Here is a 26,371-nt window from a genome sequence, read left to right as displayed (position 1 = left end):
CTGAGGCTGGCCGATTTTCTGATACCGGGGTGTTTTTTGGGTGCTTTCTGCACGTTAGAAAGCTGTCATGAAAACGATCTTATTCGACTATTCCGTTGATATTTTCGAAGGGACTACAGAGCATGAATTCATTAAAGGGGCAGTACGCTCTCGTGGTAGGCATTGCCAATCAGGATTCTATTGCGTGGGGCTGTGCAAAGGCTCTGCACCGTTGCGGAGCCAAGGTGGCAGTTACCTGGCTAAATGCAAAGGCGGAGGTATATGTTCGGCCTCTTGCTGAGCAATTGGGCGCGGAGATAATGCTGCCGCTGGATGTCACCAACCCCGATCAATTGGAAGCGGTGTTTTCTGAAATTGATAAGCGATGGGGGAGGCTTGACACTTTGGTGCATTCTATTGCCTTTGCACCAAAAGATGATTTGAATGGTCGATTAATAGACAGCTCTGCAATCGGTTTCTCGAAAGCAATGGACGTGTCCGTTCATTCTTTTTTACGCATGCTCCACATGGCAGAGTCACGGATGACCAACGGTGGAACTTGTCTCACTGTTTCTTTTCTTGGTGCGAATCGGGTAGTACAAACCTACAACATGATGGGGCCAGTAAAGGCTGCACTTGAATGCGCCATGCGTTACGCAGCTGCGGAGCTTGGTGAAAAAGGTATTCGTGTGCACGCCCTTTCGCCAGGACCCATAGCAACAAGGGCCGCATCCGGCATAGATGATTTTCATGAGCTGATGAAGAATGTCATCAGGCAAGCACCAACGCATCGCTTGGCCACAATTGAGGATGTCGGGGAGATGGCCGCGTTTCTGGCCTCACCTGAGGCAGGGAATCTAACAGGCGGAGTGCACTATATTGACGGCGGTTATTCCATCGTTACTTGAACATTGGGAAGAATAATGGACATCCCTCGAATATTCAGCATTATGGAGAGCGCGCACCGGATTCATAATCCGTTCACCTCCGACAAGTTCGAAACGTTGGGTTTGGCGTTGCGTCTTGAACCTGGGACGCGAGTGCTCGATTTAGGTAGTGGGTCCGGTGAGATGCTGTGCACTTGGGCCCGTGATCACGGCATCGTCGGTACTGGCATTGACATGAGTCCGTTGTTCACTGAGCAAGCAAAGCTGCGGGCGCACGACCTAGGCGTGGCTCAACAGGTTGAATTCATCCATGACGATGCAGCTGGCTACGCCTCTGAGGATAAGTTTGACGTCGCTGCTTGCGTAGGGGCTACTTGGATAGGTGGAGGAGTCGCCGGCACTATCGAGCTTCTCGCGCAAAGCCTGAGGACTGGAGGAGTCATTCTGATCGGCGAGCCGTATTGGCGGCAGTTGCCACCGACAGAGGACGTGGCCAAGGGATGTCTTGCTAACTCGATCTCCGACTTTCTTGTGCTTCCAAGACTTATCGCCTCGTTCGGCCAGATTGGCTATGACGTAGTTGAAATGGTTCTGGCCAATCAAGATGGTTGGGATCGTTACGAAGCTGCCAAATGGATCACTATGCGCCGTTGGCTTGAAGCGAATCCTGAGGATGAACTGACTGAGGTGGTCCGCTCCAAGTTGACCTCAGAGCCGGAGCGTCATACCACATACACCCGCGAGTATTTGGGCTGGGGGGTATTTGCCTTGATGTCACAGCGTGCGTTCGAAAATAATTAAGTTACCTGTTTGGGGTTCTTCAGCGACAGATTTCAAAATGGGCGGTTCGCAGCGACGAAAGTACATCGGTCACACCACCTGAAGATACGGATTATTCGGGGGGCATTCGTCAAATACTTGCGCGGGGTCCTCCAGTAGATAGCCATGCAGTTTCCGTGACCTCCGTGGGCCAACCACCTCACATGTCCAAATGTTCAATCCGCTTTGTTGTTTGCGGTGGATTTGAAGCTTCTCAAATTGTTTTTGAATCCATTGCCAATCCTGCTGTTTTTCTGCTTTTGTCATTGATGAAATCACAGGATGTTCCTGTGCATATCGTTGAAACACACCCGGACTAACGAGGTATGCGGTCTCAGCGACGGTGTGCACAAGGGCCTTCGCATCATTTATAAGAATTTTGTGCGACTGAAGGCCTTCCTTTAGCCAGGAAATAAAGTGCTTTCCTGAAGGCAGAGTGGCGGGGGTAGGAGACTGTTGGAATGGTATCTCTTTAGATGATACTGGCCGTTTATCGTGTGAGAGAGACTGTTTTGGAGGTGGTGACGAATATTTCGCAGTTCCTTCTTCTTGGGAGGAGAAAAGTGACAACAGATCATCCACCACTTGTGTGTCGGGAGAGTTCTGTCCATCAATTGATACAGCCTCTCCATCATCGGTTGTCGTCCCGTGTGCGGTAGCGTCGGAATGGATCGGTAATGCTGTCATTGTGGACGGCAAAGGAATCTCTGCTTCGATGCCCTCCTGATCATCGAGAGCAGTCACCGTTCCTGAGAATGATAGGGGGCGTTCGTTAGCTTGCCAAAACAATGCTGGCGAAAGCTGCAGCAAAGTAAAGCTATGCGACCATCCAGCATTGTTATTGACTGCCGCACGCCAGATTGCCCGATCATCTTTTGTGGGAACCAATAAGCCATGCTCTTGAAGTACGTTGAAGATGGCAGTGTTATTTGACGGAATGCCGTCCATACCTTGAGATAGCAAATGTGCGCGGAGCTTGTCAGAAACGGTCTTGCTCACGAGCCACAAGGCATTTTGAGTTATCCAGCCGTCAGAAGCCTCCGACTGGTTCAGCTTTAGTTCGTGCTTGACTAGGTAACGCAATCCATCCAACAGCTTGCGCTGAAGAGCATGTTTCGGTGCTGTTATTGCTCGTGCAGGGTCGCCGCCAAGTTCTTGTGCCACTGATGCGCGGTCTGCTTGTACGACTAGCTCACCTAGAACACCAGCATGCTCATACTGCCCGGCCAGAACATACAGCAACGCCGACCACAGCGTCGGATACCCACTGAGCCAATCGAGAATTTCTCGATTGAGAAGCTGGTTGTATAACAGTCCTGTCGCAGCGCTATGCAAGTGGTACTCACGATTCTCGCGGTACCGAAATCGATACGGTAACTGCAAGGGTCCATGCCAGGGATGCCACGTGGCGCCATCTGACTGCTCGACGCTTATATCCACTGCAAGCTTACCTATGTCGTGCAATAGGGATGCATAGGCTGTCGCCGCAGTCCAGGCCTCAGCCTGCTCAGCTTGGTCTTCTGGTGTTGAACCGGTGGGCAGTAGATACGACTGCCGAAGCTTCAGGGCATATGCAACGATCTCAAGACCATGATCGAGCATGCCTCCGTGGTAGGCATGATGATGACTTTCAGATGCAGGAAACTGCTGGACTAGTTCGGCGTAGCGGTTCAAAGGGGCCTGATAGAGCGAGGCGAATTTTTCCCGCGGCAGTGAAGTACGTTGCCAGATGTGCTCAAGTAGCTTCTGGCGGCGTGGCGTGGCGAGCAGTACCGCGGCTCCCTTTGGATTCGTGAATCCGTTGACCGTATCGGCCGTCTCTACCACTTCGGTGCGGGGTACTGCTGGTGGCTTTCTCTGGAACAGGTTAAACATCGCGGACCTCAAGGGAGTGGGCTGCAACGGGCCTTTTCCTTTTTCGGGTAGGCCCATTCCCCTTGGCATCCCTTCCATTCACCCTTCGAACCCGTTTGCTGACAGGATCCGTCAAGGTGTCAAGACAAGGCAAGGCTCTATACGCAATGCCGTTTCCCCTTTTGTCGGCATCTAAGGCGCTTGCTTTGCGGGTCGCATAATTGCCATAAAGCAATGATGTGAGGCCTGGGGCCGCTACTTCCGAACACTCTTAAATGCAGCATCAAGCATGTCGGCTTGAAGCAGTAGATCGCCTGGCCTGCTATCCATGAATTTCAACAAATTTGATAATTTCCAGCGCAGCGCGGGGAGTTGCTCCGCATGCTGGCACTGCAGCAGAGCCCAGTCAGGTTGCGCACGCGCCAGCCCACGCAGAAAACTCTCGTGCTTGCTACTCAAGCGTTTAGGCAACTCATGTCTCAACCTAGCTCGAGTGCGTATTAGTTGCTCGAGCGGACAATCAAGTTCTGTCATACCGACGAACGCGCGCTCAAACTCATTGGCGATGTCTTTGTCGTTGCCGAACAGCACTTCATGGATCGGACGGTTGTGGCCCGCAAGGTAGACAACGAAGCATTCAACCATCTCGTCGGTGATACCTCCCGTCTCGAATAGGCGCCAGACGTCAAATAGATCTCGCGGGTGCTGACGATCGAGAGCTGCAACCAGTTTGCCGGCGTAGAGTTCGGCCACGTCCAACGTGGGCACGCTGAACTCCACACCGAACCGGTCACTGGTTTTGGTGCCCAAGGGGCGTTGGGCAACAGGTAGGACGGTGCCTCGGAACACAACGTTGACCTCCACTTTCACCTGGCTGGTCTCGTCCTCGGCAATCAGCTTGGTGTCACCCAGCTCCTTGCTGCGAATCAAACGGGCTTGGATGCCCAGTGGCTCGACGCGTTGGGCGATCGCGGCTAGCTCTTCATTGATGGCCATTAGCGCCTCATCCCGAGGAACTTGCCAGGGAAGATAGACGACATCGATGTCGACCGACAGGCGTGGCATGTCCTGAACGAACAGGTTGATGGCCGTTCCGCCCTTCATCGCGAAGATGTCGTTGGCGAACACGTCGGGGGTGATGTTAAGTAGTAGGCGGACGGTGTCCGCGTATTGCTTATCCATGAGGCTTGAGGCTCAGTAGGGTGCCGTCGTCCATGCGGCTCATCCAACGCTTGCTGCTGCCGGTGCGTAGCGGGTATTGCTGTACCAGTGCATCGACATCAACCACGCCGGTCTCGCGAGCCCAAGTCAGGAACAGGCGTACGGTTTTGACACTGGTGCAACAAGACAGGAGCTGGCCCAGTATTTCCTTACGGGGCGAGCGCAAACCGTCGAAAAGGTTGCGAACCTCTTCCAGACTCTGTCGGGTTCCCGCTTCGTACAGCATCTCGAGTACGGCGCGTTCGGGCACCGCCACTTGCAGTTCCTTCGGCTGGCCCGGAGGCGTGTGCAGAGTCTTGTTGGCCACGCCTGTGTCAGGCCAGTCAAACAGCCGCGCGTTGACATACCTGGCAGGAAAGCGTGCACTGAACCAAGCCGGCAGGCTGAAGCGCGCCTCTCCCCACAGCACTAAGACTTCGCGTGTGCTCAGGTTGTGCCGCACCCCTTGCATAGCCAAAGCACTTTTGCCGCCTACGTGCAGGCCTGCGACGCGCTGTTGGAGGAAGCGCAGCGCGCCGGTGACGTCAAAGTTGTCGTTGGGAAACGCGTATGTCCCGTGGCCAAGGCGCACCAGCCATCCGCTTTCTACGTAGCGGGCGGCAAGCTGGGGCGAAACGCCGAAGGTTTCGAGCAGCTGCAGATCGAACGGTGCCCCCCTGGGAAGGTCCGCTTGCAGATGCTTGATTACTTGATGTCTAGAAAATCCACTCATGAGTTAAATATACGTAAAAATCCAATCAGACTCCAGGTCGAAACGCAGAAATGCAGAAAAAGTAGCCTCTTGGTTGAATTTGACGTATAAATCTAATCATGGATGTCATCTTGATGATCCCTATTGCCTTGGGCACCTGAACCGCGCGGTGCCAAAATCGCATTGATGCTCTGCGCGCAACGGCGTGCAGGGCAAACTGGAGCAAACATATAGCGCACGACAGGTGACCGCCATGAACGCAAAGACACATCGCAGCTTCCCCGAACGCTTAGGCCATTGGCTCGGCTGCGCCTGGCGTGCGGGCGCGCGCATCGAACGGCAACTATCGTCTTGGCTGTTGGGCAAAGGCGTGCCCAAAGGTCTCGCTTTGGCGTTGCTGTGGGCGGTGAAGTTGGTTGCCGCGGGTGTCATGCTGTATGTCGCGACTGGGCTTGCGGTCATCCTGCTCTTCGCCATCGCCGCAGCATGGGTAGCGCGTAATTCGGAGGCTGCGTCGAGGCCCGAGGCGGAGTGGAGAAACGGCCCTGCCGGTTTCGGTCTCTACACATATGACGGGTTTCGAATCGATCCTCACGTTTCGGATGACGACTAAACGTCAGGCAAGGGTTACTTCTTGGTGACTGCGCCCATGGCCGCTCCGGCACCTTTGCCGCCCGCAGCTTTGGCATCTCCTGTTCCGCCGGCAAGCCCCTGAAGAACGTTTCCGGTGCGAATGCCAGCCCAGCCCAAGGCCATTACCCAAAAAGTGGGTAGCACGATGAACATCGACGCCATGACGAAATTCAACAGCATGTCGCCGAAGGCGTTGTTCAAGCCCATCACCGGATCGAAGTTCGAGTGCGGTCGGTTCCAGCCCCACCCCCATCCGTACAGCGCGTCTAGGATGGTGCTGTCGATCCATCGGGCGAGCTGGAGCCAGAAGTCCACGAAGAACAGAGAGAACTGCACCACGCTGATCGTCACCACCGTCTTCAGATCGTAGGTGCCGACCACGAGCACCAGCGGGATGCAGATGACCAGGGCCATCTTCAGCAGTGAGAGCACCATCGGCAGCGCCTGCCGTACCACGTCCATAGCGGGGAAGAAACCCAGCGAGCCCACCGCCAGACCCACGTCGCCGGCCGCGCGGGTGACGATGTTCGGCAGCGTCTTGTCGATCTGACCGCCGTAGTCGGAGTAGACCGCTCCCTGATTAAGCTTCTGCTGGCGCGGCGAGGCGATCGCACGGATCACCGAGTCATCTACTTGGGCGCGGCTCAGGAAACCCGCCCAGCCGGCCAACCGATTCATGAGGGTTGGATCAACTTCGGCAAGCAACCGGGCACGCAGGCCATTGCCGCCATCGCTCCACCACTGGCGGCACGTCGGGTAGCCAGCACCGCTGGGCACCTGTGTCAGACCCGCATCGCGGTTGCTGTCATAGGCCCAACTATCCTGAGGTGTGCTGGCACGGTAAGTGTCGTAATAGCCGCCGGTGTTGACGAAGTAGTTGGAGCCGATCCAGGTGACATCGTGCATCTGGGACTCGTCTAGGCTCGGGCGACTCATGAAGAGCTTGGCCCGTGCTGGCCCGTAGCAGTCGTGGGTAAAGTCCGCCACCTCTTGGGCCAGCACCGGATCGTCAATGCGCGTGGCGTCGATCTCCATCCTCATCTGCCGAAGATCCGTGCCGCACGGGATGGCGGCCACCGAAGCGCCAGTGACCGCGCGCGAAAGCGTATGGATGAAGGCCCACCAGACGGGCACCTTCGCGCTCTGGTTATTGAGGGCGGTAAAGGACTGGCTCCAGCCCGTTTCTGAAGGCTGGGGCACACTGACCTGGCATTGCTGGGAGCGCGAGTCGTCCAGTCGGACCATATTGAGATCGACGTCGATGAAGGGGATGCCGGCAAACATCACCACGACGATTGCCACCCAGACGCGGTTCTCAATACGCATGGACGACAGCACACCCTTATTGCCCTCGTCTGCGCCCTCGGCCCGGGCCTTCAGCCATTCTTGGATGATGATGGCCACAAAGGGAATGGCGAACACGCCGCTGGAGACCAGGACGGACCAGATCCCGTTGTGCACGATCCAGCCTACCAAGGTCAGGTAATACTCGAGGTAGTCGGTGGTGAAGAGTGTCATGTTCCGAATCCCTCGTTACGTCTGCAGTAGCAGGCTGGCTTCCAGGGCAACGATGGCAATCACGCCTGCCACCTCCACGCGAACCAGACGGTGACGCGCGTCGGAAGATGCCTCGCGCGTGAGCAGCCGCCGACGCATCCATAACCAGCCATAGACGGTGGCGGCGTAAAGGCAGATCCGCCAGGCCAGGAAGTAGCCAGCTGATGCAGACATCCAGCGTTCCCAGCCCGCCACACTGCCAACCAGGTAAATGCCGGTCACATTGGCAGCCACCGCCAGGCCCAGCAGGACGATGGCCCATGCCAGTGCCTTCGCGTTGCGCCGGTTGAACAGCCACCTCATGCGCAGCCACCGGGTGCTCATGGGGTAGCACCGGGTGCCCGCCGCTGCAGACGGTTGAGCCGGTCGGGCGTTGGGTCACCCTCGAAGACACCGCGCGAACCGGATGCCCGAGTGCCATGGCGTTGGATGATGGTCATCGGTGAGTTGTTGGCCAATTCGCGGCGCAGATCGAGTTCGGTTTTGAGGTTGAGGATCTCTCGATCTAGCGTGTCGCTCTCGTGGTTCACCGCCTCGGTCGCCAGCTGATTGGCTGCGACGTTGGGCTCCTTCTTACCCGTGAGCAAGGTGCGCTGCAGCAACAATGCTTTTTCCAGCACTGACGCAAGCGCCACCTCGGATGCAAGGCGGCGTGCGAGGATGTCCTGGTCCGGTTCGTCGCGCAGGGCCTCGACCACCCCACGGGTGATCGGCAGCGACATGCTGCCGGCGGCGCGCAGGTTTTCCACAGTGGTGTTGCGAGTGCGGCTGATGAGTTCCTGTAGCACTTCCAGCTTCGTCTCGTACTCTTCCTGGATCAATGGCGTCAACCCGACGCCCGGTATGGTCTGGGTCTTGGTGCAACTCTCGCAGGTGCGTTGCTCTTTTTCGCCCAGGACCCGTGTTGCCCAATCTGCCGCAGCCTGAGGCGTAGGCCAGGTCGCGCAGGCCAGGCTGTTGCAGTTGGCAGCGGAGATCGACGAGGTATCGGCCACGCCACGGCCATTGACGAGGTTGTAGCCTGCACGAGTCACGTCGCCGACTACCTTGATGGACGGTTGGCCGGAGCCACCAGCATTGTTGCCGCCCACCCAAGGCACACCATCGTTGCCGCGGCTGCTCTCCGCCTGCTCGATGGCTGAAACCGCGTCTGTGCTAGCCACCGCTTGGCGCAGGGCCATGCCTTCGGCGATCTGGTTCCAACCGAGCTGTCCGCCAGCCGCGTCCGCCATCCGTTCCGCCATCGCACGACAGGTCAGTTTGGAACGGTCGAAGTCCAGACGCGCTTGCAGGACGCCGTTGGTCAAGAGGTTGTACAAGCCCGGATCAGCACGCTGGATGATCAGGGCCGGCAGCGAGGCGACCGCGCTAGTCGCGCTCTGGATCACGTTGCTCATGATGTTCTGGAAGCCGTTCGTGAGCCCGTTGAGCTGGTTCTGGATCGTCGTGCTAATGCTCATGTCACCGCAAATCAGGTTGCTGTTCCAACCCATACCCACGCCGATTGAGCGCATGCCAGCGGCACCGCTCATCGAGACAGCGTTGCCACCCCCAATCGAATACATGACCTCGTCACCTATCACGCTGCCGCTGTTCTGAAAGCCGGATTGAGCCCAGACCAGTCCGGTCGCCAGTACCAGCGCACTGGCGAGCAGCGAGGACTGCCTGCGCACGGACAGACGGCGGAACGGGTGGAAGTTGTCTTGGCAGTTCATGGTAATGGCCTCAGTTGAAGTCGACGCTGCCAAGAAAGACCTGGCCCCGCCGCTGGCAGCAGCTGTAGGGGCGCCACAGCGCCCAGGCGTAGTCACCTTGCTGGGCTTGGGTGAGCGGACCGTGGTTCGGGAACACCGCGCAGGACGAGGACAGGCGCGGTGTCAGTTCCTGCCACTTGCCGGTCGAGGCGTCGCTTTCCATCAGTGCCCCGGCCGGCCAGTAGCCATCGCGGCTGTTGGCGAGGAGGGGTTGATAGACGTGCAGTTGGCCGCGGCGGGTGACGACATCGCCGGCGCGCTGTGCGACCACAGCGCCGGACTTGTGGTCGTCGGCCTGGTGCAGGAAGCCGCCCCGGGGATAGACCGCTCCCCACAGATTCAGGCTGGTGCGGGCACCAATCTCGCGCATGCCCGGAATCAGCGCTTCGGGGTACACAGCCTCCGGCACGTTGTACCGCCAAGCGATGGTGTCCAGCGTGCTGAGCAGGTAGGGCATGAATGCCGTGCCTGCCCCCTCGCACGCGTAGCCCGACGAGCTCGCGAACTGGCCGAACACTTGACCTCCTGGATGGCCGATGACATCGGCGTTCTTGAACTTCGCAAGGTTGTTCTCGTTGTCGTGGTTGGTCGTGCCATCCCCGCCCGCCTGTGCAGTCGGGTTGGGCGTGCTCATTGCACGAACTTCAGTCCAGGGGTTCTCGCCCGTGTTGGAATAGCTGGAAACCACGGCGTCGGGAATGTAGTGCCGCACCTTGATCGAGGTGCGCACTGTGCATCCTGTCCAAGTGCAATGGAGCCAGTAGCAGATGCCGACCACCCGGTACTCCAGGCAGTCGGGCGAGAGCGTAGAGGACACGATGCTCGCGGTGTTGAGCGCGAAGCTCGATGTGGCGCCACAAAGCAGCGCAACAGCGGCAGAGATTCGCAGTCGGCGGGGGACACGGGGCCTCATGGTGTGTCCTTGCGATGCTGTGCGACGCGCGCCAAGGCTTTGTCGAGATCAGATTCGCCGTAGACCACGTAACGCTGGTCCACAACGACGGCCGGGAGTGTGGTGATTCCGAGGCTCCAGGCGTCGGCCACGCCTTGGTAGGCATCCAGCATGCGCTTTTGCAGGAGCTGGCCGCCTTGCTGCAGACGCTGTTGGACCATCGCGGCGGCACGCTGCGGATCGCTCGGCAACTGCGCAGCCAACTCAGCCTCGAAGCGCTGCGGGGTGTCCAGCTCAATGAGGCGGTGGACAGTGGCTTTTCCGGTCACGCGATGGCTCGAATCGGTGACGATCCAGACCTCCTGGGCGCTGGCCGCGCCGGCGACTGACATTGTCATACCGAGTAGAGCTTGTCGCAGCAGAAGGTAGAGATTTCGCATGGTATGCGGCCTGGCAGTTAGAAACCCCTGTAGTCCAACGCAAAGCGCCGACTAGTGCCACGAACAATGCGTACTGCCCCGAACCCTCATTTCCCGCGCTGGTGCGGCCGGATCGTCCATTCCTCGGTCAGGACTGCGGTAAGGTGACGGGAGACAAAGATTGGAGAGAGGAACCGATGCCCTATGTGATTCAGCCGTGGGAGGCCATTGCCCCGAACTACCGAGGCACCGCCATATTGGGAAATGGCGCCAGCATTGCGGTGAGCCCGAGTTTTTCCTATGGCTCGTTGTTGGAACATGCCCGAACGAACGAGCTGATCGCCCCGGACGTCGAGCGGTTGTTCGCATTCTTCGGGACGACGGACTTCGAGCTGATCCTGCGCATCGTGTGGCAGGCATCGAATGTCAATCGATCACTGCTGATCCCGGACCAACGAACGCATGAGGCATACCTTAGGGTTCGGGACTGCCTCATCCAGAGTGTCCAGGACATCCATCCCGAGTTCGACCAGGTCAGCGGGCATTTGCCGGCGATTTACCGATTCATAAAGCACTTCGATACGGTTGCGTCGTTGAATTACGACCTCATCGTCTATTGGGCCTTGATGTATGGCTATGACCATGACGACGAGCACGCCATCAAAGATTGCTTCGGTGCGGGCGGGGTGTTCCAGGATGATTGGCGCAGGCTGAGAACGCCGATTCGGCGCCAGCGATCGACCACGCTGGTGTTTTATCCGCATGGCAGCCTGGTGCTGTGCCGCAATCGCGTCGAGCAGGAGCGCAAGATCTACAACGCCGATGCGGGACTGCTGGAGGCCATCTTGACGCGGTGGCGCAGCGAAGAGGTTGTGCCGCTGTTCGTGAGCGAGGGGACCTGGCAGCAAAAGGTGAGTTCGATCCAGAACAGCTACTACCTCTCCACGGTCTATCGGGAGGTGCTGGGTTCTGAGCGCGAGACGCTCGTCATCTATGGATGGGGGTTGGGCGAGCAGGACATACACCTGCTACAGCGGATGCGAGGCACCGGCATCCGCCGCGTTGCGGTTTCTGTGTACGGCGCAGACCAGATCTACTGCAATCGGGTGATGGCGATCATCCAAGGAGCCTTGGGTGCGGTGCCAGTAGAGTTTTTCGACAGTCAAAGCGCCGGCTGCTGGAATCACCAGGGTGCGTAGTGTCAAGTGCGACAGCCGTCATATCTGGCAGCACCATGCATGCCGGCATTTCCGGGCCTGCTCGGGAAGAAGGTGGCCTCGGACTGTGGGCAGCAAGGCTACTTCGCGTCTGTGTCGACGGCCTCTGAAGGCATCTGGGTTTCCTGCGCTTTATCAGGTTGGTCAGAGGCCAGATAGTCCAGGGCAGACAGCAGGGCATCACCCACGATCGGCCCGCTGAGCGTCATCGACCGATCAATACTGCGGTCGACTAGTCGAATGGTCGGGGTGGCATTGAGTCCATCTTTGCGCGCCTGATCTGCCTGTTGGCGCACCGACTGCCCAGGTCGCTCGCTGTTCAGGCAGGCTTGCACCGCTGCATCATTGGGATAGGCCGTGCCAGGCGGCAATCCCTGGCCGCCGCCACGCGTGTGTTGATACACCCAGGCGATAGCCTCCCAGAAACGTGCATGTCCGAACGTCTCTCCCACGCACTCAACCCAACGTGCTTGCTCGCTGGCAGCCGGCTCATGCGTCGTGAGCGGAAGGTGATGCCACTGCAGGTTGACGTCGGGATGTCCGTCGATCCAGGCTCGTAGTACCGGAGTGTAGGACTGGCAGAACGGGCACTCCAAATCGGCGTAGACAATGATCGTGAAGCGCGCCGAGACGGGGCCGTAGCGCCACGGCGGACCTGGCGCTTTCTCGACAGCGGCCTGCTCAACGGCGACAGGATTTTCAGGCTGGAACGATGCGAGGAATCCCCATGCCGACGCAGCAAAGACTACGCAGGCTGCAGCAAGCCACCAAGCGCGCCGGAATTTCTTGGCAACGGGATGCGATGTGAGAGTCATCCCGCTTCTCCGGCGAACACGTCGTCGTATGGCAGCGGGTTGATACCGCGCGCGCGATCGATCTTCTCGGCGATCTTGAAGGCGGCTTCGAGTTCACCGATGCCGTGCTGCTGCATGAGTTGGAAGCGCTCGGCCTTCTCTTCAGGCTCCGTTTGGGCCAATGCCAAATACAGGCTGGGCGGCACTGCACGAAACAGCACCTCCATCGACTTGGAAAGAATGACGCCCTCGCTGAACTTGCCCGCTTCCTTGCGGGCCGAGAGCATCAGTGCCTTCTGTGCGGGTTTCAGTTCGCGAAAACGCGCGATCTTCTCGACCTCATCCGGTGGCATCGACAGGCAGATCCACCACTCGATCATGTTGAGCATGGGCTCGGCGGACTTGGGTAAATCATCCACATTCTGTGTGGCGAGCCAGAACCAAGCCCCCAGCTTGCGCCACATCTTGGTGATCTTGACTACGTAGGGCGAAAGCAATGGGTTCTTCGTGATGATGTGGCCCTCGTCGGTCACATTGACGATGGGCCGCCCGAGGAACTGGTCACGCTCGGCGATGTTGTTGACCGTGCTGATCAGCGAGATGTAGGCGATGGACAACTGGGCGTTGTAGCCCTCGCGGGCGTAGGTGGCCAGGTCCACCACAGTGACGTCGGCCTCTGGCCATGGAGTTCCCGGCCTGTCGAACATCTCGCCGTCTGTGCCCTGGCAGAACATGTCCATGGCATCGGCCATTTCGAGCAGTCGAGAACGCCGGGTCTCGGGCAGTGTTGTGTCGCGGCCGCGTTCGCGCAGCGCGTCGCGCACATCGCGAGTTAATACGGTCCGGTTGTCCGCGACACAGCGCTGCGCGGCCTCGAGGATGCACTGGCGGATCAGCGACCGGTCGGCGCGAGTCATGCGTGCCTCTTCCTTGTCTTCCCCGCCAGTGATCATCAAACGCGCGGTGATTTCCAGTTCGCCAAGCACGTCACGTTGCTCGTCGGCCTCATTCGTGGTCGGCCCAGGCTGCTCTTCATCAAGGGCGTCGGCGTCGAGGGTTTGCACGGCGCTGGGCGTCTCGATCAAGCGACGTGCATCCGCAAACGGTGCCAGACTGACTCCGGAGCCCGGAGAGAGCTTGACCCGGTTGACAGTAAGACCCAGCCGCTTGGCGAAGTCGCCGAATAGGCCAAAGGAGTTACCTGCTTCGACGATGAACATGCGTGGGCGGTAGATCGCTGCGACCTGGTTCAGGATGTTGTTCAGAGTTGCTGACTTGCCCGAACCGGTCGGGCCGAACAGGAACAGATGGGCGTTCATCTGCCGGTCCAGGCGGTTGAAGGGGTCGAAGGTAATCACACCGCCGCCACGGTTGAAGAACGTGATGCCGGGGTGGCCCGTGCCTTGGCTGCGTCCCCAGACAGGCGACAGGTTTGCAGCATGCTGGGCGAACATCAGTTGGGTGTACCACTGTCTGCGGTCCGCGCTAGGGTTGTACAGACACGGCAACCAACGCAGGTAGCTGTTGAGCGGTGCCACCTCGTCTTCCTCGCGCACCGGTTGCAGGCCGGCGTTGAGCATGACATTGGCGAGCTGCAGCCCGCGCTGATCCAACTCGGCTTCGTCACGGCCGCGCAGGTAGAACGCCAGCGTGCCGCGGTAGAGCTTGTGGGAACTCCCGATCAGCGAGCGGGCCTCGTGGACATCTTTGAGTGTCTGTTCCGATGCCAAGGTTTCGCCCACGGCCTTCTTGGCGAGGTGGTTGAGGTGGGCTTCAAGCACGTCCTGTGGTGTAGCGACCAGCGTTAGGCACAGCGTGGTGTCTTCCGGCATCTGGTCGAACAGTGTGTTGATCGCATCGCCCTTGCGTGTCTCCCCAGTCAAGTGTCCGGTGACCGGCGGCGTGCGCAGCCGGTCAGTGACCAAGACGCGATGTGGCATACCATCGAAGTACCACAGCCCCTGGTCCACGTCCGAGCGCGGCTGCCCGAAGAACAGGCGTTGACTGAAGTCCGTGCCACTGGCCAACTCGATTTCGTCAGCCTCGGGGGTCTCCGGGTAAGCCGCCAGCTGGTAGAAGCGCTCACGGTCCTGCGAGTCGGGACCCAGTATTGTGGGATAGGGATTGAACCAGCGCAGCAGCCAGGCATGGATCGCTGGCGCATTCAACCGGCGAGCCTGGATGCCGGCGTTGCTCAATCCTCCTGCCAAACGATCGCATACGGTGTTGATGGCTTGCTCGGGCGTCTGGCCGCGCCGACTGCTTGGACCTACCGCACGCCGATACACCACCAGGCGCACGCGACGACTTTGGCCACGCCAGCGTAGGCGGGTCACCACGGTGTCTTCGAAAAGGCCGCCAGGTTTGGCGACGGCGCTCAGGTGGTGAGCGAAGAACTTAAGGTAGAACTCGCTGAAGCGTGAGTCCTGCGCCCGTGGCTGGATGTAGCGGCGCAGAGCATCCAGGTATTGGGCGAAGCTTGCTTCGTCCTGGGCGTAGAGCTGGACAACCCAGGGATTCTCATCCAGTTCGTCAAAGCTGTCTTGCAGCGCGTTCTCCAGTGCGTCACGTGCCTGCGCTAGCCAGGCGGCCTCACGGCCCTCAGTACCCAGGGGCGTGAGCTCGAAGAAGGCAGCGACCGATTGGCCGTCTTCGAGCAGCATGCAGCCAGACTCGGGCAGGTATTCCACCCACGGCAGGAGAGAGACGAACGATGGCGCTACGTCGTAGAGGGCCTGCTCATCAGTCGTAGTTGCGGCACGCACACCCTGAACGGCCTCGCCAGGCGGCTGTACGCCTCCATCTCTCAGCGCATGGATATGGCGCTGCCAGCCATCTGGCTGTGCTTGCTCAGAGGATGAAGCGCCGGGTTCCGTCCGGCGGCGCCAGGGCAGCGTCCAGGTCATCAATAGTCCTCCACACGCTCGCCCGGCATGGCGTATTGGATGCGCTGGTACAGCGGGAATACCGTGGTATAGCCTGGCACCGGCACAGGATCCGTTCCCGCGAGATGCGGGAATACGTACATCACTAGATCGGGGTTGGGAAGCCGATGAAACTGACGGTAGATCTCGTTCGCCGCGGTGCGGGTATAGCGGGCCTGCTCGGCAGGTGCGGCGGCGATGTCCGCTTCGAGCAACGGTCGGCGCAGGGTCTGACGCGCATCGAGCAATTGGCGCCGGGCCGCCTGGCCGGTGCCCCCGTCGCCAGCCTCCTGCTGCCAGATGACCTGCATGGTCCGCCCACCGTGGGTGAGCAGCTCTTCCTTGTTGGTGGCGCAGCCGGCGAGTGCGCCCACCGCGAGTGCCAGTACAAGAGACTTAGTCCAGTTCGAGCGCATGGGATTCTCCTGCACGGTGATTGACTTTGCGGCCCTCTGGGTCGTAGTCGATGGCGAGTGGCTTCTCCAGGTGGACGGCCACCTTGGCTCCCGGCGGCACATACACTGCGGCGAATGCCTGCCCGTAAAGCTTGTTGACCCAGCTCGACATCTCTTGGACGCCGCCAGCCAGGATCCGACCGACAGCTTCCTTGCCACTGATGCCAACAGTTCCGATGGAACCATCTGCGCCGACATAGGACGACCGCCCGCTGTCAGACTTGATCAGCGAGGCCGCGCCGGCACCTGCGGCCGTGATCAATGCCTGGGTGCCCAAGTACTGCTGGGCATTGCTGCGGCGGTCGCCGCTGACGCAGGGAATACCGTGCGGATCGCTGATCCAGCCTAGGCCGTCTTGCTGGTTGTTGTTTTGCTGGTTTCCATCGCGGTCTTCGGGAATGGTGCGGATCGTGCCGTCGTTGAAGACGAAGGTGATGCTGCGCACTTGGCCACGCACACACGAGAGCGTCCAATCGCCGGCTGCAGTACCGCTGAAAACTGCGCCTGCCACGTCAGGGATATCTATGCCGTTGGCGGTCAGGTTGTCCGGCCCGACCAGAACCTTGAACGGATACGGATCGTTCACCGTGCCATCGATGGGCACGCGGCCAATCAGTGCGGTCATCGCCACCGAGCCCATTAGCGTCGAGTTGGTCGGTACGGTGTAGACCGCCTTGGCCTTGCTGATCCCAGCGGCTTTGGTGCCGGCATTGGCGACCGAGTCGGCGGTGGCTTCCAGGGTGCGTTGGGCCGGGCCGAAACTGGTGGGGAAGCTGAGCGTGCTGCCGCTGCTCCGGCCCCGTCCATCGGTTTGTTTGGCGTCGTCGGGCTCCACCCAGCGCATACCGCTCGTTGCGCTCCGCATGCCGTCTGAATCGCCCTCACCCAGGCCCAGCCCCACTGGCAGATCGGAATGGCCATTGCTGCGGTTACCGATGTTCTCAAGGCGGCGTTGTAGGTCTTCCAGCAAACCTTCGGCCTGCTGGCGCTCGCTGGCGATCTGCTTCTGGTCGCGGCGAAGACTAGCGCGTTCGGACTCTAGGGCGGTGCCGATGCGCTGGTCGATCGCCGATTCCCGCTGACGCAGGCGCTGGTTCTCTTCGCGTTGCGTCTTGTTGTCCGAGGTGGCCGTCTGCAGTTCTGTACGAAGTTGCTTTACCTGGGCGACCAGAGTTGCGACTGTGTCGCGTGGTGTGTCGCCTTCGATCCCCAGTGCCTTCATTTCTTCAGGCGTGAGCTGGGCACTGGCGTCGACACTGGCGGGGGCTTTGCCGCCGTTACTGGAAAACAGCCGGATGCCAAAGAACAGCACGATCAGCGCCACCGGAATCATTAACCACTTGAGCAGACCGTTACTGCGCATGGACGTCTCCTTGCGTCGATGTGGTTGGCTCGGGCAGATTCACCGCTGGATTGAAGCGTTGGATGGCTGGCAGCAGGGACTGTGGCAGGCCATGGCGTCGTGTCACTAGATACACCATCGTGGTGTCTTCCGGTCGGCCTTTCGGCCCCAGTGCAGGGTGCTGAAAGGTCGCTGTCAGGATGTCGCCTTGCAACGTGCGCGGATCCAGATCGACCCAGACGTTGCTGGTGTTGGTGACGCGGACCGCCGTAACCCAGTGGTCCTCTAGGCGCCAGGAAGCAAGCGCGGTGGATTTGACCGGCAAAGTGGGCAACAACGTGTCGAGCGCCAGATTGCGTCTCAGGTTGACACGCATGATGCCGGGAGCGGGTTCGACCGTACGTAACGGCGCGTAGAGGTTCTGGGCTGCATAGCGTGTGAGCACCACGGCAATCGGGGTTTCACGCAGGCTCTGCGCGGGTTGGGTCCTGTCTGGCACGGCATTGCCGCTTTCGGCTGTTTGCTCGCCATAGCGCGTTGCAGCGCTGGTGCCATCCACGATGCGCACCGGCTCCAACGGCGAAGCACCTTCGCGTGCGGGCTCGGCAGCGATGTCCAGCAGGATTAGCGTGCCCGTATCGGCGTCCTGCAGTTGCAGTCGCGTTGGCTCGATGGGCTCGATAGCGCGCAGATACACCGCGCCTCCGGCGCTCTGGATACGCAGACGCTCACCCACATTGGCCGGTACACCGACGCGCACATTGCGATCGATGAACACGATTCGCTCCTGGCCCACGACCAGAGGCACCGCCAGCGGCAGCCGTTCCCAGCGAAGAATCTCCACCGCATGAACCAGAGGTGCGATCGCGACCACTACGGCAGCACTCAGCCAAAGGGGGACTTGCTTTCTCATGGCGTTTCTCCTTGGACGCCCAGACCACCGCGGGCGGGAGGATGAGGTGGTGTCTCGGGTGCGGCAATGCGCTGCGGCGCGCCGTCGTAGCAATCGAGTGCCAGTCCGAACGGATTCCGAGCGGGATCCACATCCGCCCGAACCACCTTGATTGGATAGCGAACGAGCGCACGCTTGATTTGCTCGGAGCTGTAGTACTCGTCCGCGCTGATGTCCAGGGTCACTACCCAGTCGCGGTCCGAGACGACCCGCACGCGTGCGTTGGGGTTGTCGCCGTAGCCACGACCGGGAATCTCATAGATTCCGCGCACGCGTTGGCGCAGCTCACCTGCGTTGCGGCGATAGTCGTAATCGGCTTGCAGGAAAGCTCGGCACGCGGGAGTGAAGTAAGGCGAAAGTGCGTGAAGGTTTCGCGCGTAGTCATCCTCACCGTTGGTCGGCCAGCGGTTGAGCTGCTGGAACACGTAGAAGGTAAAGGCATACACCGATTCCGGTGGAACCTCCCACCACTTGCGCGTGCTGCCCGAGCGCAGATCCGGTGGCACATGGACGGTGAGATCGCGCGGCGAGCTCCACCACCCCCCGCCCATGACCAGCGCAAGAAGCAACAACGCTACGGCGCCCATGCGCAGGGTCTTGATGTGCGCCTGCAGGTGCGCAACCTCGTTCTTGAACCGGCTCATCGCGACGCCCTTCGTACCGACCAGAAGCCGGAGCGAGTGATCAGCGCCCGCCCGCCGATCCTGTCCGAGACGATGGGGTGATGCGTCGTCAGCCACCATTGCAGATGGCGGTACAGCCAGGTGTCGGGTCGGCCGCGCTTTTGGCGGCGCAAGATGCCGCCGCCAACGAGCACACCGAGCACCACACCTACGACGACGAATGTCGGTGCTAGCGCGATGGTCGAGAACATCCACGACAGTGGCGCACCGAACATCAGCCCGGCAGCTCCGGACAGCCCGCAGCAGATCCAAAGTTCGTCTGCAGTCAGGCCGCGCACAACCACCGGATGACGGTTGAGCCGGTGCGGCAGGAAGGACACCGTGCCGTCCTCCCGCACATGCTGATGCTCGGACATGGCCAAGCCTCCTTACAGGATGCCGGTGGCTTCGGTGAGCAGCCAGATGCCGATCACGAGAAGTACCGCGCCGATGGCCACCGTGAGGCCAAACTGGCCCCAGGTCTTGCGGCCGGTGTGGATCTCGGCGTATGTGCCGTAGGCGTGATAGCAGACGCCGATGAACATGGAGGCGACCACGAGTAGCGCGACAAGCAGCACGATGTCGTAGCCGTAGTTGCGAATGGTCTGCATGATGCCGTTGCCGGTGCCACGCGAGGGGTTCTCCAGTGTGGGCAGGCCTTGGGCAAACGACACCACCGGCAGCGTCAGCACACCGAGGACGAGTGTCGAGAGCCGGAGGCGTTGGGTGGGGGAACTGCTGGTCTTCATGATTGGCCCTTTCGAAGTCAGGAGATAAGGAAAAACGTCAGCACGATGTACATGGCAAGAAACCGCACAAGGACGCCGAGGAACTGGCGCTGGTTGATTCGGCTTTCTGCCCAGCCCACATAGGCTGTACGGATCGCCCAGACCCCCCATAGCAGCAGCACCGTAAATACGGCGCCTACGAGCACGGTGGCCATCACTGCAGGCGTGAAACCGCTGTTGGCTTGAAATGCTGAGAGCTGAGCACCATTCATGGCTTGGGCTCGCTACCGATTGGATAGTCGGAGGCTTCTTGTTCGGTGCGGTACTGGCCGGTCAGCTCGGCAGGATCTCGAGGCTGGGCGCGCGGTGGCGTTAGGTAGTCTTGGAGACCGCTTCGCACGCGGGTTAGGTCATTGCGTAGCCGGGCGTAGTCAAAGTGGTAGCGCTCGCCCGGCGTAATCCTGACATTGGCAGCGCTGTGAGCTACGAGGTGTTCCAGAGTCTCAAGCTGGCGGGCAGCGGCGGCTAAGTCCTGGCGCTGCGCTGGCGTGTCAGCGTTGGCGGCCAGGGGTAGTCCTGTCATCAGGAGGGTATTCAGCAGCAAGTAGGCGCCGCTGCGTGCAACGCCGGGACGGATTGGCAGCACCATCGCGCTATGTCCTAGTCAGATCAGCAATGGAGTGATCGTGGCAAGGCGAGCGTCCCTTGGCTGCAAACAATGAGAAATGCGGGCTACCGGATTTGAGGCGCTAGGACGACACGGTGGATAGATTGTCCGGATCGGTTCCAGTCTCGCCGTCCGGACCGGGTGATAATCAACGTTGGGACTGAACTGAATGGGGTAAGTATGAGTTTTGTAGCGAAATCGCTCGCCTTCGATGGGTTGCTAGAAGAGTTTGATCTATTGATCAATAATTTTAGAAAATTAAGGTTGAAGATTGGAAAAGGCGCACCGATTGAAAGCACAAAGTTGTGGGGCTATCGGAAAAAGCTGGACGACCTTGAAAAAATGGACGAGATGGAGGTTGCGGCGCTCATTGGAATAGTCAACAAATATCGTTCGATCAATGCTCTGTTCGATGTCGATAGTAAAATCATCGTCCCGCAACAGAAGTTGCTTGACTTGCTCGATGGGGGGCACACCCTTGCTGATGAGGATGAGAGATACAACGACGCATTCTTCGAGCTTGCCATGGCAATCAGATTCGCAGCAAGTATGGGTGACGGAGTGGAAATCGACCTCTCTACCGAATGCGATGTGGTCTTGTGTCGACAAAAAATAGCGATTGAGTGCAAGTACCTACACAGCGAAAGAAAATTCAGACATGAGTTTTCTGATGCCATAAAACAGCTGGACAAACGCATAAGTAACGGGCAGGCAGAAGTGGGGTATGTTGCATACGACTTAACTAATTTGGTTGACAAGGTCCGCATTTTTGAAATGGCGCGCTCTATTTTTGATTCTTTCGCCGCCAACTACGAACGTCTAGAGCAGAGTCGAGGTGTATTTTCTCAAAACATCAAGGAACAAGGTTTACTTCGTTCTATTCTCGTCAATCGAAACTTTCAAGCAATAATAAGCAACTTTACGGCCCACCATTTGGAGTCAGTTTTTTATAGCAACTTCAAGAAATCCGAGATGGAGAAGCTTGATTCTGAGAAAGTTGCCGTCATTTTCCAGTTGAGCCACTGCCTTATATTTGAGTACGATAATGAGGTTATTCCGGTGCCGGCCAGGGCTATGAATTACTACATCAACGATGGCCTACCTGAGATACGCCAAGCAGAAATAAAGAAATTCATTCACTCCTTGGCTGTTGGAATCTAGAGCCGAGAGTCTGTCACAGATACTTCTTGAAGCTGCCAGCGGTGAGATTCATGGCCAGCCCAAGAAGAGCCGCACTCGGCAGCAGAATGATCAGCGGGTGAACCGAAACTGGCAAAGCCAGGTAAATCACCCAAGGCAAGATTGCCAGTGGCATGAGCGAGGCTTTGGCGCGATGATAGAGAAAACCGGACTCCCGCCCTGCACCGAATTTGCGTACGTCGCGGCGAACCAATCCATCCACGAAGCCTACGAATGCTGCTGTTACGAACAAAGGCAGGGTCAGCACCAGCACAAGTAGTCGAACCAGGTACGTGAGCGTCGTAAAGGCAGCGGCAATCAAGTAGCTTTCCGCCCACACGTAGGCTTGGCTGATGAAGTAGCGGAAGTCTCGTGTGCGATGCTGACTGGGCGCGCGGGCGCGGTCAGCCGTTTGCTCCATGCGCGCCAGCAGACCAGTGCGCACGAACATCCAGCGGTAGCCTGTATCCACGAGCTCATGCGCTGTGCGCGTGGGCTCCGTGACGATGGCACTGCGAGTGAAATGCCCAGACAGGTGGGTCAGCTCGTACTGCAGCATAGCCTGAGAGTGACGCCAGCCCTGATCCTTCCAAAAGAAGTGCATCCCCACGCATTCGATCACGATCGAGATCAGCAGCGAGCCGATCAAGACGCCGAACAACCTGAACGGCGTGCTGATCAAGCCGACAAGCAGTCCTTCACGGCGGGCCTCCTGGCGCTTCGCGGTGCTGACCGCATCGCTCATGGCAACTGCTCGCTGCCGGCAGCTTCGGGCGGGATCGTGTCATCGGTCAGATCCTCCGGCAGATCTTCCTCCTGCAGGCCTGGTGATCCAGTGTTCTCCCACCACTGTGCTGCCTCGCTATAGCTCTGGCGCATATAGCCGGCTAACTGCTGTAGATCCTTGGGCATGACCTCATCGGGGTCGGGTGCAGGCAGCGGCATGCGGATCTTCCACAAGTTGCCGCCTTGCAATAGAGCAAAGCACTGCCCCTTGGGAAGTCCAACCACCTGCGATGGTTCGATCATCGGCACGCTGGACATGCTGATGCGATCCTGGGTATTCGATGTGAAGTCGGTGGCACCGCGGATGTCTGAGCTGTCGGTGGCACCGCTGACGATGGTTGTGGAGTAAACCTCCACCTTTGGCAACTGGCGGGTCAGCAGTTCCGCAGTGGCCGTCTCCCGCACACGCAGCATGAACAGGTTGTTGAAGTTGCCCACAACCTGGCCAGCCTTGGCGCGATTGCCAATGCGCGCCTCGATGTCGCTCAGTGTCTGTGTGTATGCGGTGACCTGAATACCGGCACCACCGCCCTTGTTGACCATGGGGATAAATTCGTCGCCCATCAGCTCATTGAATTCATCCGCATGGACATTGATGGGGACCTTCGCTCCCGGATTTGCGTCTGGCAAGCCATCATCGACGCCAAACTTGTAGATGTGACCTGCCACCGAGACCATGTCCGAGAACATTGAATTCCCCACTGCGGCAGCAACCTCCGCGTCTGACAGGGCATCCAGACCGACATAAACGACTGCGCGCTTGCGGATGATCTGCATCCAGTCGAAGATCGGACGCGGATCTTCGAGGTCGGAATAATTCGGCGCCAGCAGCTGAGCGATTTTCCCGCTGGTCAGCTTCTCCAACAGCGGCAACAATGACGCAACAATCTTGTCGAAGTAGGTCTTGTCATAGCGCACCGCGCTGCGCAGTCCGTCCAGAACGGGATCGTAGTTGCGCACCTGACTTAAATACTGCTCTAAGGCCACTACACGCTTCTCACGGCCGATCATGTTGCGTGGAATATTCTTGTCGTTCAGCCGCCCCTCAAGTTGGACGATAACCTCCCAAGCCTTGGGCTCGTGCTTGGCGAAGTAGTGCTGCGCATACTCGATGAACAAGGCATCAATGTTGATGACGTGCCGCTGGATCAGCAGGTAGTCGGGGCGCTGGCCCAATTCGATGAGTGCTCTCGCAATAATGTTTACGAAGCGCCAAGCGAATTCCCGGAAGGCGGCGCTGTTGCCCTCGCCCGAGAGTTGCCCGGCGATTCGAGTGGCAACCTCGGAGATGCGCCCGAATCGCCCCACTGCGTTGTAGCGCGAGCTGATCTCGGGCCAGCCCAGGTGGAAGAGGTAAAACTCACCTTCGCGCCCAGCCCGCTTGGCTTCTACGTACATGCGTTTGAGCAGATCGGCATCACCTTTCGGGTCGAAGACGATAACCACCTCATGTTCACCGGTAGCGCTCTTGCGCCGTATGTCCTGGGTGATGAATAGCTCGGCCAATCGCGTTTTGCCGACACGGGTGGTTCCCAGCACCAGCGAGTGACCAACACGCTCGCCAAGCGGCAAACTGACGTCGACCTCATCTGGCTCAATGCCGTGTAGGCGCGGTAAACCGCCAACCGGTGGCAATGGGCGAAAAGGATTGAGCGAGATGTCCCAGGCAGTGATCCTGACCAAACGCGAGAGCGGGAACGGCGCAAACTCCAGGCGCTCTTCCAAACGTCGGACCATCATGTAGGCTGGCGTGGGTTCGACATGGCGTCGGAACTCCGGACGATAGGTTTGCATCAGCCGGTGCGTGTGCTTCTGCTCCCAGAGAAAGCCTCTGCCGATAAACAACCGCTGCTGGCTGATTGGTACGTCTCGGCTGATCATCACGTAGCGGGGAAGGCGTCGGATGTTGCGGCGGTATCGGAGGATCGCGTGGGCCTGTCTCAGGCGGATCGCACCGAAGGCCAGGAATGCCAGCGCACTGCCAATCCCCATGGCCGGACTTAGCGCGAGCGACCATGGAGCTACTAAGGACAAAAACGCCGCGCCGGCGCAAGCCGCCACGGTGTAAAGCTCCACCGCTGGGCGCAGCAGGACTTCTACAGGCTGGGTCTGGCCCATGGCGTCATTGCTCGATGCCGGTGCTGGTGATCAGCACGGGGTAGTGCCGAACGCCAAGCCGGTCAGCCAGATCGTCGGCAGCTACGGGGGCGAGCTGGATACCGGGTGCGAGAGCCCGCAGACGGGTGAGCCCCTGCATCGAGTCTACATTCACGACTAGACCCACGGCGTTGCGCTCACGCAGAGAGGCTGCATGGCGGAACAACCAAGCATGTGAGGCTTCATCGTCTCCGATCAAGAAGAACGGCTGCAGCCCTGGTGCCTCGATGACACGGCGATTAACCGTGCCTGGCGTTAGCTTGGTACTGCGCACCGGCAGCATGTTTGCTTCACCGCCAGCCTTGGATGGTGGCACGGGCATTACGATGGGAGGCTTTGGCGTACCCGACATACGCGGCAGCAGGTTGAGCGCTTCGTAGTAAGGCAGCGCTGAAGTGCCACCGTGGTCTTGGACAACGACTAAGGGCTTGGCCGCATGTAATGGAGTAGCCAGTATGGTCAGCAGAACGACCAACCCGTGTGCAGCCGAGAGGTGGGAGAGGTTCATGGTGGGGTCTCCTTGCGGACATCAGATGCTGCGCGTGACGAGGCTTGCACGCGCTCCAGATGTTGGGCGACGCTGCGCCGGTAGCGCGCGGCAGGTGCACCACCAGCCGGTCGGTGGTAGCGACCTATCGCCAGTAGCCAGTCCTCGCCCGGGGTGTGCTGCTCGCGCAAGATCTGCGCGGCGATCGCCAAATTGGCGTAAGGATCGAGCAAGTCGCAGGGGCGGCCATAGCGATGCTTCTGATAACCAAGATTGATCTGGCCCAGGCCTGCGTCCACGCGTGTTGGCGGAACTTGGCGCAAGGCCAGCTGCAGGCCGGCGCATGCTTCGACACGGGTGGCGAACCGCTGAGACTCGCCCGCGACGTTCAGGGACCAGGGCCAGGGCACAACGCGTCCATTGCGGCGCATGCCGCTTTCCTGCAATGCGACGGCGTACAGCACAACGGAGGGAATTCCAGCCTGCCTGGCGGCCAATTGGTAGGCCGGCGGCGGGATCTCTTGGGCCACGGCGGTCTCGCTGATCACCCCACCGACCAGCCACAGCATCAGGGCTTGTCGGGCCAGGCCTAGGGCTGCCGTTGCCATTGGCCATCCACCTGCCGTACGACAGCGGGCAGTTCACCTGGCAGCCCGAGGGCCAGCCAGCGACCTGCATCGTGATTGAGGGTGATCGTGCGGGCACGAACGCGGGACGGGTCGATCTTGGTCCGGCGTGCCCAGTCGCGAATGCGGGCATCGTCGGCTCGGCTACCTACAACGTATACGTCGAAGGCCGAGCCCGACGCTTGCAGCCGCGCGATGGCTTGGTCACAAGGGGCACAGTTGTCACGCACGAAAACGGCGGTGCGTCCGCTTCCCTGAACTGAGGCGTTGGTTTGACGCGGGCCAGCGTCTGGCAGGTTGACGCGCTGGGCATTGGGCTGCAACCGTTGCCAAGCTTCGTCATAAGCGCGTTGGTAGGCCAGTAGTTTTTCCACGCGGCGTGCTTCAGCTTGCACCTGGAGCTCGGCGTAGCGCCGTCGCTCCTCGTCGGAACGAGCTTCTGTTCCGAGGGCGGAAAGGGGATCCAGATTGGGCGAGTAAATGCCAAGGGGACCGGCCATCAGCTCTCGGTAGCGCGTCCACTCTTCCCGGCGCAGCCCCCAGTCGCGGGCCAGCTTGTCGTCCTGACTGTGCTCGATCTGGCTCTGGGTAGTATGCGACGGTGTAGCCGGTGTTTGCTGTGCCCAGGCTGGTTCGTTGAGGGCTGCCAGAAGCATTGCGGTGAGCAGGAGTGGCTGCTTCATGGGATA

28 protein-coding genes are annotated in these 26,371 nt (G+C 59.4%); 5 read left to right on the top strand and 23 right to left on the bottom strand.

Features of this window, described 5'->3' with window-relative positions:
• Nucleotides 1-122 precede the first annotated feature (122 nt).
• Complete coding sequence (gene fabI / locus ACVWSC_RS16965) at nt 123-887, top strand: enoyl-ACP reductase FabI (RefSeq protein WP_023098587.1); 765 nt, start codon at nt 123-125, stop codon at nt 885-887.
• Nucleotides 888-902: 15 nt separating this feature from the next.
• The gene (locus tag ACVWSC_RS16960; RefSeq protein ID WP_023098588.1) at nt 903-1,667 is read left to right on the top strand and encodes an SAM-dependent methyltransferase; all 765 of its coding nucleotides are present in this window, start codon (nt 903-905) and stop codon (nt 1,665-1,667) included.
• A 69-nt stretch (nt 1,668-1,736) separates the two neighbouring features.
• On the opposite strand, the gene mobH is transcribed toward ACVWSC_RS16960, so the two are convergent.
• The 3 genes from mobH to ACVWSC_RS16945 form a co-directional block, all read right to left on the bottom strand.
• Nucleotides 1,737-3,560 (bottom strand): MobH family relaxase, encoded by a 1,824-nt coding sequence (gene mobH / locus ACVWSC_RS16955; protein WP_476461705.1) that lies wholly within the window; start codon nt 3,558-3,560, stop codon nt 1,737-1,739.
• 234 nt (nt 3,561-3,794) lie between these two features.
• Nucleotides 3,795-4,721 carry a nucleotidyl transferase AbiEii/AbiGii toxin family protein gene (locus ACVWSC_RS16950; RefSeq protein ID WP_023098590.1) on the bottom strand — a complete coding sequence of 309 codons (927 nt, stop codon included), beginning with the start codon at nt 4,719-4,721 and terminating at the stop codon, nt 3,795-3,797.
• Nucleotides 4,714-5,472 carry a type IV toxin-antitoxin system AbiEi family antitoxin domain-containing protein gene (locus ACVWSC_RS16945; RefSeq protein WP_023098591.1) on the bottom strand — a complete coding sequence of 253 codons (759 nt, stop codon included), beginning with the start codon at nt 5,470-5,472 and terminating at the stop codon, nt 4,714-4,716. The genes ACVWSC_RS16950 and ACVWSC_RS16945 overlap by 8 nt, the downstream gene beginning before the upstream one ends.
• Nucleotides 5,473-5,704: 232 nt before the next feature.
• Here ACVWSC_RS16945 and ACVWSC_RS16940 point away from each other — a divergent pair, with 232 nt between their 5' ends.
• Nucleotides 5,705-6,064 carry a DUF3742 family protein gene (locus ACVWSC_RS16940; protein ID WP_031629833.1) on the top strand — a complete coding sequence of 120 codons (360 nt, stop codon included), beginning with the start codon at nt 5,705-5,707 and terminating at the stop codon, nt 6,062-6,064.
• 14 nt (nt 6,065-6,078) lie between these two features.
• Here ACVWSC_RS16940 and ACVWSC_RS16935 read toward each other — a convergent pair whose 3' ends face one another.
• From ACVWSC_RS16935 to ACVWSC_RS16915, 5 genes are read right to left on the bottom strand one after another with little or no spacing between them, the layout of a single operon-like run.
• On the bottom strand, nt 6,079-7,602 hold the full coding sequence (locus ACVWSC_RS16935) for a conjugal transfer protein TraG N-terminal domain-containing protein (protein WP_023098592.1): 1,524 nt from the start codon (nt 7,600-7,602) through the stop codon (nt 6,079-6,081).
• A gap of 15 nt (nt 7,603-7,617) precedes the next feature.
• Entirely contained in the window at nt 7,618-7,965 is a 348-nt protein-coding gene (locus tag ACVWSC_RS16930) for a hypothetical protein (protein WP_023098593.1), read from the bottom strand.
• Nucleotides 7,962-9,356, bottom strand: coding sequence for an integrating conjugative element protein (locus ACVWSC_RS16925; protein ID WP_023098594.1), 1,395 nt, complete (start codon nt 9,354-9,356; stop codon nt 7,962-7,964). Before ACVWSC_RS16925 ends, ACVWSC_RS16930 begins: the two co-directional genes overlap by 4 nt.
• A gap of 10 nt (nt 9,357-9,366) precedes the next feature.
• Nucleotides 9,367-10,308 carry a TIGR03756 family integrating conjugative element protein gene (locus ACVWSC_RS16920; protein ID WP_023098595.1) on the bottom strand — a complete coding sequence of 314 codons (942 nt, stop codon included), beginning with the start codon at nt 10,306-10,308 and terminating at the stop codon, nt 9,367-9,369.
• Nucleotides 10,305-10,685: a TIGR03757 family integrating conjugative element protein gene (locus ACVWSC_RS16915; RefSeq protein ID WP_199798167.1), complete on the bottom strand. Its 381-nt coding sequence runs from the start codon at nt 10,683-10,685 to the stop codon at nt 10,305-10,307. Before ACVWSC_RS16915 ends, ACVWSC_RS16920 begins: the two co-directional genes overlap by 4 nt.
• A 218-nt stretch (nt 10,686-10,903) precedes the next feature.
• Here ACVWSC_RS16915 and ACVWSC_RS16910 point away from each other — a divergent pair, with 218 nt between their 5' ends.
• A complete protein-coding gene (locus ACVWSC_RS16910) occupies nt 10,904-11,905 on the top strand; it encodes a DUF4917 family protein (RefSeq protein WP_023098597.1) in 1,002 nt (333 codons plus the stop codon).
• Between the two features lie 98 nt (nt 11,906-12,003).
• On the opposite strand, the gene ACVWSC_RS16905 is transcribed toward ACVWSC_RS16910, so the two are convergent.
• From ACVWSC_RS16905 to ACVWSC_RS16860, 10 genes are read right to left on the bottom strand one after another with little or no spacing between them, the layout of a single operon-like run.
• Nucleotides 12,004-12,738 (bottom strand): DsbA family protein, encoded by a 735-nt coding sequence (locus ACVWSC_RS16905; protein ID WP_023098598.1) that lies wholly within the window; start codon nt 12,736-12,738, stop codon nt 12,004-12,006.
• On the bottom strand, nt 12,735-15,623 hold the full coding sequence (locus ACVWSC_RS16900) for a conjugative transfer ATPase (RefSeq protein ID WP_023098599.1): 2,889 nt from the start codon (nt 15,621-15,623) through the stop codon (nt 12,735-12,737). The genes ACVWSC_RS16905 and ACVWSC_RS16900 overlap by 4 nt, the downstream gene beginning before the upstream one ends.
• Nucleotides 15,623-16,057 (bottom strand): TIGR03751 family conjugal transfer lipoprotein, encoded by a 435-nt coding sequence (locus ACVWSC_RS16895; RefSeq protein ID WP_023098600.1) that lies wholly within the window; start codon nt 16,055-16,057, stop codon nt 15,623-15,625. Before ACVWSC_RS16895 ends, ACVWSC_RS16900 begins: the two co-directional genes overlap by 1 nt.
• Nucleotides 16,038-17,459, bottom strand: coding sequence for a TIGR03752 family integrating conjugative element protein (locus tag ACVWSC_RS16890; RefSeq protein ID WP_023098601.1), 1,422 nt, complete (start codon nt 17,457-17,459; stop codon nt 16,038-16,040). The genes ACVWSC_RS16895 and ACVWSC_RS16890 overlap by 20 nt, the downstream gene beginning before the upstream one ends.
• Complete coding sequence (locus ACVWSC_RS16885; protein WP_023098602.1) at nt 17,449-18,351, bottom strand: TIGR03749 family integrating conjugative element protein; 903 nt, start codon at nt 18,349-18,351, stop codon at nt 17,449-17,451. Before ACVWSC_RS16885 ends, ACVWSC_RS16890 begins: the two co-directional genes overlap by 11 nt.
• Nucleotides 18,348-19,034 (bottom strand): PFL_4703 family integrating conjugative element protein, encoded by a 687-nt coding sequence (locus ACVWSC_RS16880; RefSeq protein WP_023098603.1) that lies wholly within the window; start codon nt 19,032-19,034, stop codon nt 18,348-18,350. Before ACVWSC_RS16880 ends, ACVWSC_RS16885 begins: the two co-directional genes overlap by 4 nt.
• Entirely contained in the window at nt 19,031-19,429 is a 399-nt protein-coding gene (locus ACVWSC_RS16875) for a TIGR03750 family conjugal transfer protein (RefSeq protein ID WP_023098604.1), read from the bottom strand. Before ACVWSC_RS16875 ends, ACVWSC_RS16880 begins: the two co-directional genes overlap by 4 nt.
• Nucleotides 19,430-19,441: 12 nt before the next feature.
• Nucleotides 19,442-19,801 (bottom strand): TIGR03745 family integrating conjugative element membrane protein, encoded by a 360-nt coding sequence (locus ACVWSC_RS16870; protein WP_023098605.1) that lies wholly within the window; start codon nt 19,799-19,801, stop codon nt 19,442-19,444.
• Between the two features lie 17 nt (nt 19,802-19,818).
• Nucleotides 19,819-20,052, bottom strand: a complete 234-nt coding sequence (locus ACVWSC_RS16865) for a TIGR03758 family integrating conjugative element protein (RefSeq protein ID WP_023098606.1) — start codon at nt 20,050-20,052, stop codon at nt 19,819-19,821.
• Entirely contained in the window at nt 20,049-20,429 is a 381-nt protein-coding gene (locus tag ACVWSC_RS16860; protein WP_023098607.1) for an integrative conjugative element protein, RAQPRD family, read from the bottom strand. The genes ACVWSC_RS16865 and ACVWSC_RS16860 overlap by 4 nt, the downstream gene beginning before the upstream one ends.
• A gap of 198 nt (nt 20,430-20,627) precedes the next feature.
• Here ACVWSC_RS16860 and ACVWSC_RS16855 point away from each other — a divergent pair, with 198 nt between their 5' ends.
• The gene (locus tag ACVWSC_RS16855; RefSeq protein ID WP_023098608.1) at nt 20,628-21,608 is read left to right on the top strand and encodes a hypothetical protein; all 981 of its coding nucleotides are present in this window, start codon (nt 20,628-20,630) and stop codon (nt 21,606-21,608) included.
• A 13-nt stretch (nt 21,609-21,621) separates the two neighbouring features.
• On the opposite strand, the gene ACVWSC_RS16850 is transcribed toward ACVWSC_RS16855, so the two are convergent.
• Genes ACVWSC_RS16850 through ACVWSC_RS16830 form a run of 5 tightly spaced genes read right to left on the bottom strand, consistent with a single transcriptional unit; the run spans nt 21,622 to nt 26,365 of the window.
• Nucleotides 21,622-22,371: a TIGR03747 family integrating conjugative element membrane protein gene (locus ACVWSC_RS16850; RefSeq protein ID WP_023098609.1), complete on the bottom strand. Its 750-nt coding sequence runs from the start codon at nt 22,369-22,371 to the stop codon at nt 21,622-21,624.
• Nucleotides 22,368-24,530 carry a type IV conjugative transfer system coupling protein TraD gene (traD, locus tag ACVWSC_RS16845; protein WP_023098610.1) on the bottom strand — a complete coding sequence of 721 codons (2,163 nt, stop codon included), beginning with the start codon at nt 24,528-24,530 and terminating at the stop codon, nt 22,368-22,370. The genes ACVWSC_RS16850 and traD overlap by 4 nt, the downstream gene beginning before the upstream one ends.
• A 4-nt stretch (nt 24,531-24,534) precedes the next feature.
• The gene (locus ACVWSC_RS16840) at nt 24,535-25,077 is read right to left on the bottom strand and encodes an integrating conjugative element protein (RefSeq protein ID WP_023098611.1); all 543 of its coding nucleotides are present in this window, start codon (nt 25,075-25,077) and stop codon (nt 24,535-24,537) included.
• Nucleotides 25,074-25,664, bottom strand: coding sequence for a transglycosylase SLT domain-containing protein (locus tag ACVWSC_RS16835; RefSeq protein ID WP_023098612.1), 591 nt, complete (start codon nt 25,662-25,664; stop codon nt 25,074-25,076). Before ACVWSC_RS16835 ends, ACVWSC_RS16840 begins: the two co-directional genes overlap by 4 nt.
• Nucleotides 25,646-26,365, bottom strand: coding sequence for a TIGR03759 family integrating conjugative element protein (locus ACVWSC_RS16830; RefSeq protein WP_023098613.1), 720 nt, complete (start codon nt 26,363-26,365; stop codon nt 25,646-25,648). Before ACVWSC_RS16830 ends, ACVWSC_RS16835 begins: the two co-directional genes overlap by 19 nt.
• Nucleotides 26,366-26,371: the final 6 nt, after the last annotated feature.

Source organism: Pseudomonas sp. NUPR-002 (assembly GCF_056322725.1).
Note: the sequence above shows the minus strand (reverse complement) of the source record. Positions and strands in the feature narration are given on the sequence as shown.